Source organism: Anabaena sphaerica FACHB-251 (genome assembly GCF_014696825.1).
Taxonomy (GTDB): Bacteria; Cyanobacteriota; Cyanobacteriia; order Cyanobacteriales; family Nostocaceae; genus RDYJ01.
In genome coordinates, this window is sequence record NZ_JACJQU010000033.1 from 1 (window position 1) to 13,853 (window position 13,853).

Consider the following 13,853-nt stretch of genomic DNA (forward strand, 5'->3'; position numbering starts at 1 on the left):
CAAATCAATGGAACACTCTACAGATGGAGATTTAAGGACGGGTCAATACAGCACCCTAATTATACATTCTCCCCATTGCCTAACCAACGTAAGAAAGCTGATTTAAAACTATCTAGAAATAAACTTTTTACTAAAGTGCAACGGGTAGAGGGGATGACAGTTAAGGCAGAAGTTGTCAGCACCAGGGCTGTACAGTTGCTACTTTTTTAAGAAAAGCTACCAGGTTCAACAATGGACAATTAACAATTGACAATTGACAATTACATCTCCCTAGAAGTGAGAGGATTGGGGAATAGGAACTGTTTGAATTTTTCTCCTTTCTAGGAGAGGTTTTAAACCTTGAATAAAGCAATTGTCAATTATCAATTATCAATTGATAATAGGGTGTATCAATCCTAGCAGCATGATAATCTAAAAAGCATTTTCACATAATTTAATCCTGGTAGAAAAACTAAACCACCTAACCCATACGCGGAATAGGTGGTTTTTCTCCTCAAAACTGAAAGCCAAAGTAGAAAACTAATTCTTCCCATGTAATACACTGTTAATTCAACATTTTATCCGTTTGGGTGATATCGCCAAATCTCGCCACTGCTGTCAATGCTGATGCTTGCTCTATGCTCTTGGCGAGGTTTCCCCTGTCGCAATTTGGCGAGAATCAGAACAGCTTGTCAACATACTCATCTAGATCACTGCGCTTGATCCGCCAACCCTTACCAATTAACTTAGCTTTCAGTTCCCCAGAGGCGATCGCATCTTTGAGAAATTCCCTAGACAACCCAGTTAACGCTTGTGCTTCTGCCATCGTTAGCAGCAGCTTATCTGCGATCGCAACCTTTGGCTGATTATTATCTTGACTCAGCAATCCCTCAATGATGGAGGCCAGCCTATCAACTGTGGCAATCTCGCCAAATTCCGTAATCTCGCCAGGTGTTTGGACTGCAATACCTGTCTCCTGCTCTTGGTCTGTCGCTATTTGACGAGATTCATCTGTCGCAGTTTGGCGTGATTCAAAAGCTGGTTTAACAGAGGGCTGGTTTAACTCCTCTCTGAAAGCTTCCAGTTCAGCTTGTTCAAAGTTAGCAGTAGGACGGGTTTTCCCTTTCTCATACTTAACGCTAATTCGTCCCTGCTGCACATAACGCTCCAACGCCCGGACACTGACACCCAAAAATTCAGCTGCTTCTTGCTTGTTCATAGAAACCTCGCCAATCTCGCCAAATACTAACACATCTCCTTGGCGATATTTGACGATGTTATAAAAATTTGCGGTCAATGCAGAAAGATACAACGGGAGCGATGCTCAGAAGTGAGATGTCTTTGTTTTGGCAGGGGGATGAGAAAATATTGTTTTATGAGCCTCTTTGATGGATTATTGATTATAGTTACCAGTCTGATATTGAGTGTATCCCCTTGGCGAGATTTAGGTTGGCGGTATTTGGCGAGAATCTAAGCGGTCCTGAAAAATGCTCGTTCACAAGCTCTGAGTAAACGTTATGGCACATTGGTGAGTGGCATTCGCACCCACCAGGAATTTCAACCAGACCAAGCAGTCACGACATCAGACTTTTGAACTATCTTGTGGAGACCCTCAAGCATGAAGGGCTTCCATCTGTCATGCTCATTGTTGGTGAAAACCAAGAAACTTGCTCAATAGGAAAGGAGTATAATTGCTAAACGGGGTAAAAGTAGCCAGCTTGTTGCCCGCCGCCATGTAACGCCTGAAAGTCTTATTCAAGCGTGAACACCTCTGAAAAATTTGAGTTTCGTGACTTTTTGCTATTTTTAGCCATTCTAGAAATAAAATTTTCAAAAATGTGGCGGTGATGCTTTTAATTTAATAAATTAATTATTGACTTAATTATCTTCAATTTTAATTGGGCTAAATTAGTTAAAAATGATATGGAAGAAATATTAAACGAATACTGTCAACAATCTAATTCAGGGCTTCTTCTCCTGAGTATGCCGACAGGCTCCGGTAAAACATACAACGTCATCAAATTTATCTATTCTAATTACAAGGAGTTTGCTAATCAAAAAAGAAAAATTATTTTTATTACTAATCTCAAGAAAAACTTGCCAATTGACGAGCTAAGAGAGCATTTTATCGCTAATGGCAATAGAGATGAATTTAAAGACTATGTTCTTTTTGTTGATTCTAATTCTCAAACTGTTATTAATAATTTACTTGCTATTGATGATGAAATTCCAGAGCAATTTAAGACAGAAACCTTTGTGCGCTTAAAATCTTATATAGAAATATGTAATAATAATCAATTACCCCAATCTATTAAATCTACCATTGAAAAAGAAATTCGTGAAGATATTGAGCCAGCATTCCGAGAATTTATTAAAAGAACATTAAAAGAAAATTTCAAAACAAAACAGGCTCGTCTTTCAGCTATAAAAAATAATCAAGAATATCAATGGATCGGAAAACTGTATCCCGCAGTATTTACAGATGAGAAAACTGTTTTGTTCCTTAGTATGGATAAGTTCATCGCTAAAAATACGACACTTATTGAGCCGTCGTATTACTTCTATGAACGATTAATTAATAAATCAGTCATTTTTATTGATGAGTTTGATACTACCAAAGAATCTGTTCTCAACAATATTATTAAATCAGGCTTGCGCCATCGTGTGGATCTTCTAGATTTATTCTTAAATATTCACAATCATCTTATGCAAAATGAATGTCCTGAAGGGCTACTTAAAGAATCTGAATGGCGCAAGCAAAAATCCGCAGGAAAGAATTGGTTATCTTTAAGGGAACAGATTGAGTCCTTCCGAGATAAAGCTGATTACATCTTTAATACATATAAATTACAGCATACGTGTAAATCACATAAAGATTTTTCGACAAATAAAAGAAATTTTTTATTTTACGATTATCAATTTCATAATGTATTAGATCGTCGTAAGCGTATTGAAATTATTGAAGATTCACAAAACCGTACAAATTGGATTCAGGCTTTTGATTTCACCACTAAAACAACCGGAGTCGATATTCATTCATTACTAAGAGATATTGCCGGATTTTTAACTTATTTTCAAACAGGTATTGGATATTTAGCAGAAAATTATCGCCATTTGAAAGAGGAAGATGACAGCATTCAGGAAGCATTTCCCCTCGAATCTGCTGTTAAAACAGTCCTTAATCATTTTCGCCTTGATAGTAAAGATGTTGAATTTCTGACGAGTAATATTATCGAAGGTGACTTGCCGTATGGACTGCGAACCGACAAAGGAAGCATCCAACGTCAAGGGTTCTATGATACTGGCTTTCGCTATCACGATATTGTTGATAGTGATGAGCATGATACCTTATCAAAAATATATATGTTCAACTTCAGCCGTACACCAGAATATTTTTTGGCTGGGCTTTGTTCAAAAGCTATGGTTGTCGGTATTTCTGCAACTGCTGGGCTTTATACAAACATTGGAAATTACGATATTGAGTATTTGAAATCACGGTTAGGGGATTCATTTATACGTCTTAAGCATGATGCTCTTGTTAAGCTAAAAAACGCATATTTTGAAGCAACTAAAGGATATGAGCAAGTTGAAATAAAAACTAAATTTATTGAAGTAGATTCACAGAAAGAAGCTCTTGAAAAACTTGAGAGCATTTTAGAAGACAAAACAGCAGCTAATCATTTATGGAATAGTCTTCAGTATAAAATAAGCGATGATAACCCGTATAGAGAGTTTGTTTTTTCTCGTTATGTAAAAGCTTTAACAGTATGGAAATATTTTTTAGATAATCCTGATTGTCATGGGTTTATTTGCTTTTTTAATAAAATACCTAAACCTAAAGATTTAGACTTTGACCTGGATATATTACATGAGTATGCAGAATTATTATTAGATGGAAATAAAGAGTCTATAAGCAATTGTGTTTCTGAGACTATTGTTGTACTTAGTGGAGTTGAATTTGAGGAAAAGAAAGCACAAATTCTAAATGACCTAAAAAATAATAAACGCCGTTTTATTATTTCTTCTTACCAGACCAGTGGAGTAGGACAAAATTTACAGTTCTCCATCCCCGATTCTATAAAACCAATACATATAAATGGCTTACCAAAGCAGGGATGTATGGATATTAACGGGATTTATTTAGATAATCCCACAAATTTGCTAGTTAATATTTCTAAAGAAAAGATTGAAGATGACGAGTTTATTAAATATATTTTTCAATTAGAATTTTTAGTTCAAAACGGAGCTATTTCATTAAATACATTTAGAAGCAAGTTGGATGAAGCTTTTAAACGTTATTTAGGAGGAAGTAACAAAGTAAAGCATGATTTTAAAAACTTATACAATACTAATGCTTATTCACGCTATGTAAATAAAATAGTTATTCAAGCTGTAGGTCGGATATGCCGAACAAATATGAAAGCTTCAACTATTCATATCCTTGCTGATACTGTAATCCGAAAACATTTAACTGGATTCTGCTTGCCAGAAGATGTAATTCCTATTCGTGAATATACTGCTCTTCTTAAATCCGTTAATGAATTAACTAAGCAATCTGAAGATTTGATAGAAATACAAAATCGTGCATCTAATATAAGTAATCAAACTTCAGCTTACATACGCCGCCAATTGAGTACGCCCTGGACACCTCAGAGTGTTAGAGCATGGCAAGAGCTTAGAGAACAAGTTCTCATTCAACCCGTGGTAGAAAAAGAATCAGAATGCAATCCTAAGTGGAACCCTATTTACCTTAAATTGAGAAAGCCTGCTTCTTCATATATTTATTCGCAAAGAGATGATTATGAAGACATTGAAGTTTTCTTTTCTAAGGAATACGGAAAAAAAGAAGTAAAAGAAGTAAGTGAAAAATCTGCTCATCTTCCAGATTTGATGAGAATTGATATTTTACGTAAATTATTTCTAGATTCTGGGTGGGCAACAACATTCCCTGAATCTGAATTGATGTTGACACCACCGATGTTTAACAATATTTATAAAGGAGCATTAGGCGAAGTATGCGGAAAACATATTTTTGGTAAACTCTTAAATATTAATCTGCTAGAACTGGAGGTGGATGAATTTGAACTTTTTGATTTTAAAACGGACGCAAATATATATGTAGACTTCAAGTATTGGAATGATCGGGTTGCGGTACAAGCTGAGGACTTAATTAGTAAAATCCGCACAAAAATGGCAACTGTTCGAGCAGAGCGTGTTTTTATAATCAATATTCTTGGTTCTTCAAATACAATTTTTCATCCCTATATCTCCTCTGATAGAAAAATAATTGAAGTTCCCTACCTCTGTAAAAACAATAAAGTGGATGATGACGCAATTGAATTTATTTTGAAGGAACTTTATAAATGAGCATTTTTACGAATCGTTTGAAAATAACTTTTAATGTTGACGCTATTAAAGAAGACTTTGCATTCATTCGTTTTAGTCGTGAACGGAAAAATAATTGGAATGGAGCAGCAGAGTTAGATTACCTTATTGGTAAAGATTTCAATGCTGCTGCTGTTATGTTTCAGTATGGGAAATATGCCTATGCCATGTTTAAAAAACCAGTTGATGTTTATCAACTTCTTGAAGGTATTAGGGCGAACAAAGAATTTGATGACAATGCTGTTATTGAAGTTTTTCCAAGTGTTTCAAGATACTCTGATGAAGAGTGCATTTGTGAAGCATGGCTGGCTCAGATTTTATTGAACTCACTGTCTTCCTCAAAATCGCGTTTTGCTAAATATCATTATTGCAATCTAACTGGCTCATTGTTACTTGTGCAAGATTTTGAAGGTATAAATAAACAATATCTTGATGTAGCTAAAATAAATATAAAGTCTGATTACTTATTAGAGGTAAAAACTGTTCGTTACCGAACAAAAATCTCTGTCCTTTCAGAATTGAAAAAGACTAATGATAACAAACGTAAGAAAGAGCTTAAAAATGCTCTTGAAAAGCCTTATTATAGATTTGAAGCAGCAACTGGAACCCTTCGTAGACATTTACCGCGTGATGGGGAAGGTGATGCAAAGTTAATATATATCGAATGTGGTTTAAAAGGTAAAAAAGCATCTACCCCCTTTCTTGATTTTACTAATATTGATACTTTTTACAAAAGTCGTGCAGGTATTTTGCATCATGTTATATCCAGAATTAACGAAGATTTATCGAAATACATGAATGTTGAATTTCATAATATTGAAATCGACAAGACTATTGAACTTAATAACACCTTGCTTAAAAAGCCGGAACAACTTCGCGTACTACTTAACACCCAGTTAATAAATATAGTAGATAAAGTTAACAATCAAGAGTCTGAAGAATTAGTAAATACTATAAAAACATTCCTTTATCCTGGTTATGTTACTAATGAAAAGCTCATTTCTTGTAGTAAGCGGGATAAAGAAGGTGCTTTAAATTTTAGAATAATTCACGAAGATGATTATTACGAAAAAATGAATCTAGAAGATGATTATCTTCCTTCTACAGATACAATTTATCGGCAACACCTTACAATAGAATCGGTTGAAACTATATCTAATCCAACTCTTAAAACGAGCATTAAAGAACTACTTATAAAGAGAGATATTAGCTCTCGTAAATTAAATTTATTTGATTGGTCTAAGCTCCAATTAACTGGAAATTGGACTTTTGCTGCTTGGGATGAAGATGCTAGTCATGTTATTTTTATGGAAATTTACCCAAATGGTGATTTTCAATTCCATAAAATAGATTATCAAAGCATATTTGATTATCAAAGATTTCAACAATATAGGGAATTAATGGTAGACAAATATGGAAATAAAATAAGAATGTTGGAAGGACTCGTAATTTCTGATACTGGTGATATTAATCAGATATTCTGTACTGATGAAATTAGCATTCCCGACCTTAGTAAAATTGAGGCTATTATTACCGAAGTCGATACACAGCTTCCTGAAAGCAAGCGAAATGGAAACGATTTGGCAGCATTAATACAAGAATTTACAACGGAAGTTTTTAACAAAGATAGTGATGAGCTTGTAGTATTTTGCGATGAATTGAGAAGATTGGAAAGCAGCGAATTAAACAAAAACAGCTTCCGAAAACTTTTGAATGATAAGCTAGGAAAAAACACAAATGTCGCCTCTGAATTACGACATTATCTTTTAACTCGGCATCAGATCAGGCTTAATTTTCCAAAACAGAAAGAAAGCCTTGAAGATTTATTCGACGCTTCTTTGAACATAAGATATTTTGGTGAAACTGAAACAGAGGCTTATTACTTTGTTGGAGGGCGAAGAGACAGTGTACAGTTTTCTTTCAAGGATGCCTGTCATCTTCGTAGAATTGTTGCAGTGAATGACTCGAAACTTATATTTAGACAACTCCTTCCAACTATGGATGTAGATTTTGTTCGCACCGGGCAAAGTACCGTAATCCCTTTTCCATTTAAATATATTAGGGAGTATAAGAATTTTGGCGTTGCTCAATAACTGTAAAAATGGATATTAATCAACCGCAATAACTCTTCGATTGACGTGTTCTACCCACATCTTGGCAGTCTCCTTACCTAATTGGGGTCTGTCGAGATGGGTAGCCGTGCTTTGAACGATAATTTGGGTCTTGGCAATATTGGTATTGAGCCGAGATATGACCAAGTGCGATTCGTTCTGGAGAAACCCATTTCTTGGGGGGATTCCAGGCTTTAGTAGAGTAACCCTTATGGGGCTGAGTTCGCACTTTAATCCTCTACTAATGACAACTTGATATCCATGTAAGTGAGGTTCTCAAAGAACCAATTCTTACTGCCCTGGTGCGGGGTTAAAAGCACATAAACTACCAAGAATGGTAGCCCCTACGGAGAAGACTGACTATCAAATCTGTAAAGCGGGGATGAAAGCAGTTAATGGTGGTAATTGCTGAAAGCACCAACTGCAAGCAAGAGTTTATGGGGAGAGTAAACGAAGTGTCGTTGAGCCATCGTCAAATCTCGCCAAGGGATATAAGCTTGTGTTTCGGACACACCTTGGGCTGGAAATAACCGGCAAGGATAAGGACTGTTAGGATCTTGTTACCGAAGCAGCGTACCTCCTAAACTCCCGGTGGATAGACACCCTCTAAAGACTCAAAACAATGGATATCAGGAACGAAATAACCCAAATTATAGTTCCTATAGTGGTCGATATGTAGGTAAGCAGTCAAGCTAAAAGCTTTATTTGGGAGGGATGGGTTAAAAAGCAAAAGCCTAGACCGAAATAACGGTCAAAGCCTGAAAAGGGATGGAGTAATATCCGGGATAAGCAGACGTAACCCGCAATGTGTCTGTATATAGGGGTGTAAATAGCAATGAATAAGCCTAAATCAGATTCAACATTGAATACTGAGGGATGGAAGACTATCAACTGGCGACAAGTCGAGCGATATGTTTTTAAATTGCAAAAACGCATCTATGCCGCTTCACGTTGTGGTGATATAAAACGAGTTCGCAAACTCCAGAAAACCCTAATGAGGTCTTGGTCGAACAGGGCATTAGCAGTAAGAAGGGTAACACAAGACAACCAGGGAAAAAAGACCGCAGGAGTGGATGGGATTAAATCACTATCCCCAGCAGCACGGCTTGACTTGGTAAAGTGTCTATTCATTAACGGCAAATCCAAACCTACACGGAGAATATGGATACCAAAACCAGGGAAAACCGAACTTAGACCGCTCTCGATACCCACTATTTTTGACCGTGCCTTACAAGCAGTAGTGAAAGCTACTCTTGAACCAGAATGGGAGGCTCGTTTTGAGCCATCAAGCTACGGTTTTCGACCCGGAAGGTCATGCCATGATGCTATCAAACACATCAAAAACTGCATAGTATCAAAATCTAAATTTGTTTTAGATGCAGATATCTCGCAATGTTTTGACCGAATAGATCAGGAAGCATTACTTCTGAAATTAAACATGAACGGTTCAGTCAGGCGACAAATTAAAGCTTGGCTCAAATCGGGAGTGATAGATTCAGGAAAATTTGCAGCCACTACGGCTGGAACACCACAAGGCGGTGTAATTTCGCCATTATTGGCATCCATCGCCTTACATGGATTAGAAAGCCTGATAAACCAAGAATTTCCTGTCAACTCAGCCGGGAAAATTAGAGGGGCTAAAAGCAAATTTGGCGGCGAAATATCTCGCGTAACTTGTATTAGGTACGCGGACGATTTTGTGGTTTTAAATGAATCCTTAGCGGTCATTAAGAGGTGTGAGGAATTAATCAAAGATTGGCTCAAAGGTATTGGCTTAGAATTGAAACCAGAAAAGACGCGAATAGCACATACGCTATATCCACACCTAAGTGAAGATGGTAAACCAGGATTTGATTTTCTGGGACATCATATTCAACAGATAAAGGTGGGTAAATACCGAGACAATAAAAATAGTCAAGGTAAAAAGCTTGGTTTCATCACCCTCATTACCCCCTCTAAGAAGGCAATTGAGGCTCATAAATATGAGATGAAAAGTATCATCACAAAACACAGGTCACGTTCTCAAGCAGAACTAATTAAAGACCTTAACCCTATTATCAGGGGATGGACTTCATATTATAGAGTCTCAGATGCTGGAACTACTGGGGACTTCTCCCGGTTAGATAGAATCACCTATCTTCGTTTGAGAAGATGGGCTAAAAGACAGACTGGGAGCATTAATTTAGGTCATCAAAAATACTGGCACACCATAGGCGATAACCATTGGGTATTCACCACTAGGTCAGAAAATAATCCTTTACGGTTACTAACACATATCGAATTTCACTCAAGTGTGAACGATTATGTTAAAGTTCGCGGTGATAAAAGTCCTTTTGATGGTGACTTAATTTACTGGAGTTTAAGACTAAGCAAACACCCTGAGATGCCAACTACTAAAGCGAAGCTTCTCAAACTACAAAAGGGTAAATGTGCTTGGTGTAATTTGCATTTTCAAGAAGGCGATGTATTGGAAATTGACCATATTAAACCCATTTCTTGTGGAGGTAAGAAGGAATGGCAAAATCTCCAACTATTACATCGTCATTGCCACGATGATAAAACTGCCAATGATGGCAGCTTGAAGTCCCATATTGACAAAATGGAAACACATTGAGTAGCCGTGTGCCGGGAAACTGGCAAGCACGGTTTCGGACGGGAGGGGTGGAACAGTAATGTTCCCCTCGACCCTCTCAAACCTGCAAGATGACCTGAAAATGCTCTGATGGCATTATAAGAACAAGAAAACATCACAAAAAAGATTATAAATGATTAAGGAGATAATCAACTATGAGTAAAGAAATGAGTAAAGAATGGAAAATCTTTAAAAAAGATATAGATGATTCCATCAACCCACAAACTTTTGATTTTCAAGTAGCCTTTATAGAAATTGATCAATCTGCCACATCAGTAAATAACAATGATAATGTTTTAGAACAACTTAACGAAGCAGTATTTAACAAAACAGAAAAATATTTAACTAATATTGAACAGAAAGTATTAAGCGGTGCATTAGAAAATTTAACCTATAAAAAAATTTATGAACAAATTAAAAAATCAGCAAATTACTCAGAGTCAGAGGAACATCTCAAGTATTGTATTGGTGGACAACTCTGGAAAGTATTAACGGAAATAATTGGCGAACAAGTTAATAAAAGAAATGTTAAATCTCTCATTAATAAATGGGCTGCCCGTTCTCCCCTAACTATTCACCGTTATTCAGCACAAGCTACAGGCTTTATTCAAGAATTAGATAACGATACTCAACTAGAAATGATGTTAATTCCCGGTGGCACTTTTGTCATGGGTTCTCCACCAGAGGAATTGGAAAGTGAACAACGTGAAAGTCCCCAGCATACAGTAACAGTGCAGCCATTTTTCTTGGGCAAATATCCAGTCACCCAAGCACAATGGAAATTTGTAGCTCAGTTACCCAAGAGAAACCGAGAACTCAACCAAGACCCATCTAGATTTAAAGGAGCGAATCGCCCTGTTGAAAGGGTGTCTTGGTATGATGCAGTCGAGTTTTGCGATCGCCTCTCTCAATATACAGGTAAAAATTATCGCCTCCCCAGTGAAGCTGAATGGGAATATGCTTGTCGAGCCGGAACAACTACACCATTTCACTTTGGCGAGACAATTACAACGGATTTGGCTAACTATGATGGTCGCTACACCTATGGAGATGGGGTCAAAGGAGTTAACAGAGGAAAAACAACAGAAGTAGGTAGTTTTGGAGTAGCCAACAACTTTGGCTTATACGATATGCACGGCAACGTCTGGGAATTGTGTCTCGATGATTGGCATGATGATTATAAAGGAGCGCCAACAGATGGTAGTCCTTGGTTTGATAGCAACAAAGCATTATTTGACAAGACAGAATACGCTGTAATGCGGGATGGTTCCTGCCTCAGCAAACCTGAAGTCTGCCGTTCTGCGTTTCGCGTCAACATCAACCGCAATTACCGTCTCGGCCCCGATATTGGTTTTCGTGTTGTTTGCGCGGTCGGGAGGATTCTTAGGTAGCCCTTTATACTGTTGCCTTTGCTTTTGTTCTTTTTTGCTTTTTTTAGCGGAGCGGAGCGTTAAAAATTTTTTTTGAAAAAATGGTCTATAAGACTTTCAATATTTAAAATTGCTTTACTTGTTTGTCTCAGGTTCACAACAAAATATATAAAGGTAACAAAAAATGCCAAAAATTGTAATTCAAGAATATGAATGAACAGCACAGTATTTTATAGAAGATTTGGGTGATGGTATTCAACTAGAAAAGATAACGATTTAAACTAGACTTATTACATAGCGGTTCTCAATACCTATCAATGCCAAAACACGCTTCCTAAACCAAGTATAGACAAAAATCTATACCCTTCTACCCCGGCAAATAGAGGCCACTACTATCACTCGGTTTAGCATGGGCATACCTACTCGTAGTCTGTAAAGAAGTATGCCCCAAAGTCTGCTGCACCAACTGTACAGGCGCACCCCTATCTAAACTATGAGAAGCATGGGAATGACGTAACCAATGGGGACTCACCTTACCCTGAATTCCCGCCTTCTGCCCCGCCTCCGCTACAATTTCCCAAATATGCCTTGGCTTTAAAGGTTCACCACCCTTCCGACTCTTAAACACCGCAGAGTTAGGAGTATCATCAGCAGAACGCAAAGATAACAAAGCAGAATATAACTTCTTAGGAATCAAAACAGTCCGCGACTTATCCCCCTTGCCGAACAAAGTCACCTGTCCCTGGTCATCACGATTTGGGCGGATATCAGCCCAACGTAATAAAGCCACTTCCCCCACCCTAGCCCCAGTATAATAGAGAAACTGAATCAAACAGCGATCGCGCACATTTTGAGTTAACGCCACCATCGTCATCACCTCCGTCTCCGAAAGTATGCGTTCTGCCAACCTATCCTTCGGTTTCGGTAACAAAGTATCAGCAGCAGCATTAAACTGGAGATACTTAATCTTGCACCCATAAGAGAGCAAACTTTTAATAGCAGCAATTCTTCTAGCTCGACTTGCAGGAGACAAAGGCTTACCCGTCTTCGGCGTGGAATGCGTTTCCAAGAAATCTGCAAAAGCCTGGACATCATTGATCGTCACAGAACGCATATCAACATCATTCAACCTTACCGTCTCCGGTGATTCCTGCAACAGAAAACCGATAAAACAGCGCACATCCGTTTCATAAGCACGGTGAGACTCCTTACTGCGTTTAGTTGCCAACCAAAGAGCCACAAGCTGGGCAGTATTGGCAACATCAGCCATCTTGGAGGTTGTTACCTCTTGCTGATATCGAGTTAACATAGACATATAACAAAAAATGGTAGACAACCCTGCCCTGTGGTGGGGTTTATTCTTTTATTTAATCACTGCTGATGAGGGATTAGGAGTAAGATTGCCAGAATTGGCTGTGGTGGGATTTATTTTTTTATTTAAACACTGAAATCAAAAAAATCTGAAAACCCTGGAGTAATACGACTCAAGATGCCATCCTTTGGGTAGGGAGATGAGAAATTAGCGTTTTTCATTCCCCCTGCTAGAAAGCCCCCTGCTGTCTTTATGATCATCTCACTTGCATCGCGTTACTTCCTTTGGGCGTTATGACGTGATCGAGGAAAAATCGCCTTCTTCCCAATGCCCAATGCCCCATGCCCAAGATAGCAAACCTGATATCAAGGTAGAGGATATCACAGATAATGTTAGTTATCAGTGTTTGATATCAACTAGGGGGGTGCGATTGCCTGCGGCACTGGCGTAGCCAATCGCCAATCGCTTCAGGGGTGGTAAATGGTGTAAGGTTCTAGAGGCTCAATAGGAGGTAGACATAGGTGTTCAAAGGAGCGCAATGTAGTTTGATTCATTAGCCCAGCTTGGTGTAGGTCTTTTGCTGTCTCATGAACTGCTTCAAGAATTGCTGATTTTTTCTGACGCATTACAAATCACCTCTATTAACGCATTACTATTTTTTGCCTGCTCAAGCTCTTCTGCTGTATAAGCAAGTAATTGCTTGGATAACATTAAGAGAGCTTCTTCTTCATCTTTTTGACCCCCATATCGGCAATTTGGCAACCAAGATTTTACTGTTACTGTTTTAATAAAAATATCAACAGGGAAGACGGGATAAAACAGAACTTCAACGATAATTTTCCCACTCCCTCGCCAGTTGCCAATAGAGTGTCATAGCATACCCCCCCTAAAAAGCTAATTATCAACACTCTTTCACCGCTTCATTACAACTGGCTAGATTTACAAGACACCAAAATAGGGCAGATACCCAATTATGCTTGCAAATATTCGCAGTCATTAAAGCTCAATTTAACGACCTATCAACACCGGATTTTACACCAGTAATAGATTAAATAAGACTAGAC

10 protein-coding genes are annotated in these 13,853 nt (G+C 37.9%); 7 read left to right on the top strand and 3 right to left on the bottom strand.

The window, feature by feature from the left end; translation table 11 throughout:
- The coding region (locus H6G06_RS27135) for a hypothetical protein (RefSeq protein ID WP_206754726.1) at window positions 1-210 on the top strand (210 nt) is incomplete at its 5' end.
- Window positions 211-658: 448 nt separating this feature from the next.
- Here H6G06_RS27135 and H6G06_RS26085 read toward each other — a convergent pair.
- Complete coding sequence (locus H6G06_RS26085) at window positions 659-1,198, bottom strand: helix-turn-helix domain-containing protein (protein WP_190564966.1); 540 nt, start codon at window positions 1,196-1,198, stop codon at window positions 659-661.
- A 305-nt stretch (window positions 1,199-1,503) separates the two neighbouring features.
- On the opposite strand from H6G06_RS26085, the gene H6G06_RS28195 reads away from it, so the two are divergent.
- From H6G06_RS28195 to H6G06_RS26110, 5 genes are all read left to right on the top strand, one after another.
- Window positions 1,504-1,677, top strand: coding sequence for a Mov34/MPN/PAD-1 family protein (locus H6G06_RS28195; protein ID WP_190564984.1), 174 nt, complete (start codon window positions 1,504-1,506; stop codon window positions 1,675-1,677).
- A 225-nt stretch (window positions 1,678-1,902) separates the two neighbouring features.
- Entirely contained in the window at window positions 1,903-5,346 is a 3,444-nt protein-coding gene (locus H6G06_RS26095) for a DEAD/DEAH box helicase family protein (RefSeq protein WP_190564967.1), read from the top strand.
- Window positions 5,343-7,457 (top strand): hypothetical protein, encoded by a 2,115-nt coding sequence (locus H6G06_RS26100; protein ID WP_190564968.1) that lies wholly within the window; start codon window positions 5,343-5,345, stop codon window positions 7,455-7,457. The genes H6G06_RS26095 and H6G06_RS26100 overlap by 4 nt, the downstream gene beginning before the upstream one ends.
- Before the next feature lie 853 nt (window positions 7,458-8,310).
- Complete coding sequence (gene ltrA, locus H6G06_RS26105; RefSeq protein ID WP_190564969.1) at window positions 8,311-10,089, top strand: group II intron reverse transcriptase/maturase; 1,779 nt, start codon at window positions 8,311-8,313, stop codon at window positions 10,087-10,089.
- Window positions 10,090-10,262: 173 nt separating this feature from the next.
- Window positions 10,263-11,498: a formylglycine-generating enzyme family protein gene (locus H6G06_RS26110; protein ID WP_190564970.1), complete on the top strand. Its 1,236-nt coding sequence runs from the start codon at window positions 10,263-10,265 to the stop codon at window positions 11,496-11,498.
- Between the two features lie 346 nt (window positions 11,499-11,844).
- Here the strand turns inward: H6G06_RS26110 and H6G06_RS26115 are convergent, their stop codons facing one another.
- Window positions 11,845-12,792 carry a tyrosine-type recombinase/integrase gene (locus H6G06_RS26115; RefSeq protein WP_190564971.1) on the bottom strand — a complete coding sequence of 316 codons (948 nt, stop codon included), beginning with the start codon at window positions 12,790-12,792 and terminating at the stop codon, window positions 11,845-11,847.
- A gap of 10 nt (window positions 12,793-12,802) precedes the next feature.
- Between H6G06_RS26115 and H6G06_RS27940 the strand changes: the two genes are divergently transcribed.
- The gene (locus tag H6G06_RS27940) at window positions 12,803-12,925 is read left to right on the top strand and encodes a hypothetical protein (protein ID WP_277875226.1); all 123 of its coding nucleotides are present in this window, start codon (window positions 12,803-12,805) and stop codon (window positions 12,923-12,925) included.
- A gap of 331 nt (window positions 12,926-13,256) precedes the next feature.
- On the opposite strand, the gene H6G06_RS26120 is transcribed toward H6G06_RS27940, so the two are convergent.
- Entirely contained in the window at window positions 13,257-13,415 is a 159-nt protein-coding gene (locus H6G06_RS26120; protein ID WP_242039869.1) for a hypothetical protein, read from the bottom strand.
- Between the last annotated feature and the right edge of the window lie 438 nt (window positions 13,416-13,853).

Excerpts from the sequence above, each read along its gene's own strand:
- H6G06_RS26085 (WP_190564966.1), bottom strand. The coding sequence starts at position 1,198 with ATGAACAAGCAAGAAGCAGCTGAATTTTTGGGTGTCAGTGTCCGGGCG.
- H6G06_RS26095 (WP_190564967.1), top strand. The coding sequence starts at position 1,903 with ATGGAAGAAATATTAAACGAATACTGTCAACAATCTAATTCAGGGCTT.
- H6G06_RS26100 (WP_190564968.1), top strand. The coding sequence starts at position 5,343 with ATGAGCATTTTTACGAATCGTTTGAAAATAACTTTTAATGTTGACGCT.
- ltrA (WP_190564969.1), top strand. The coding sequence starts at position 8,311 with ATGAATAAGCCTAAATCAGATTCAACATTGAATACTGAGGGATGGAAG.
- H6G06_RS26110 (WP_190564970.1), top strand. The coding sequence starts at position 10,263 with ATGAGTAAAGAAATGAGTAAAGAATGGAAAATCTTTAAAAAAGATATA.
- H6G06_RS26115 (WP_190564971.1), bottom strand. The coding sequence starts at position 12,792 with ATGTCTATGTTAACTCGATATCAGCAAGAGGTAACAACCTCCAAGATG.
- H6G06_RS27940 (WP_277875226.1), top strand. The coding sequence starts at position 12,803 with ATGGTAGACAACCCTGCCCTGTGGTGGGGTTTATTCTTTTATTTAATC.
- H6G06_RS26120 (WP_242039869.1), bottom strand. The coding sequence starts at position 13,415 with ATGCGTCAGAAAAAATCAGCAATTCTTGAAGCAGTTCATGAGACAGCA.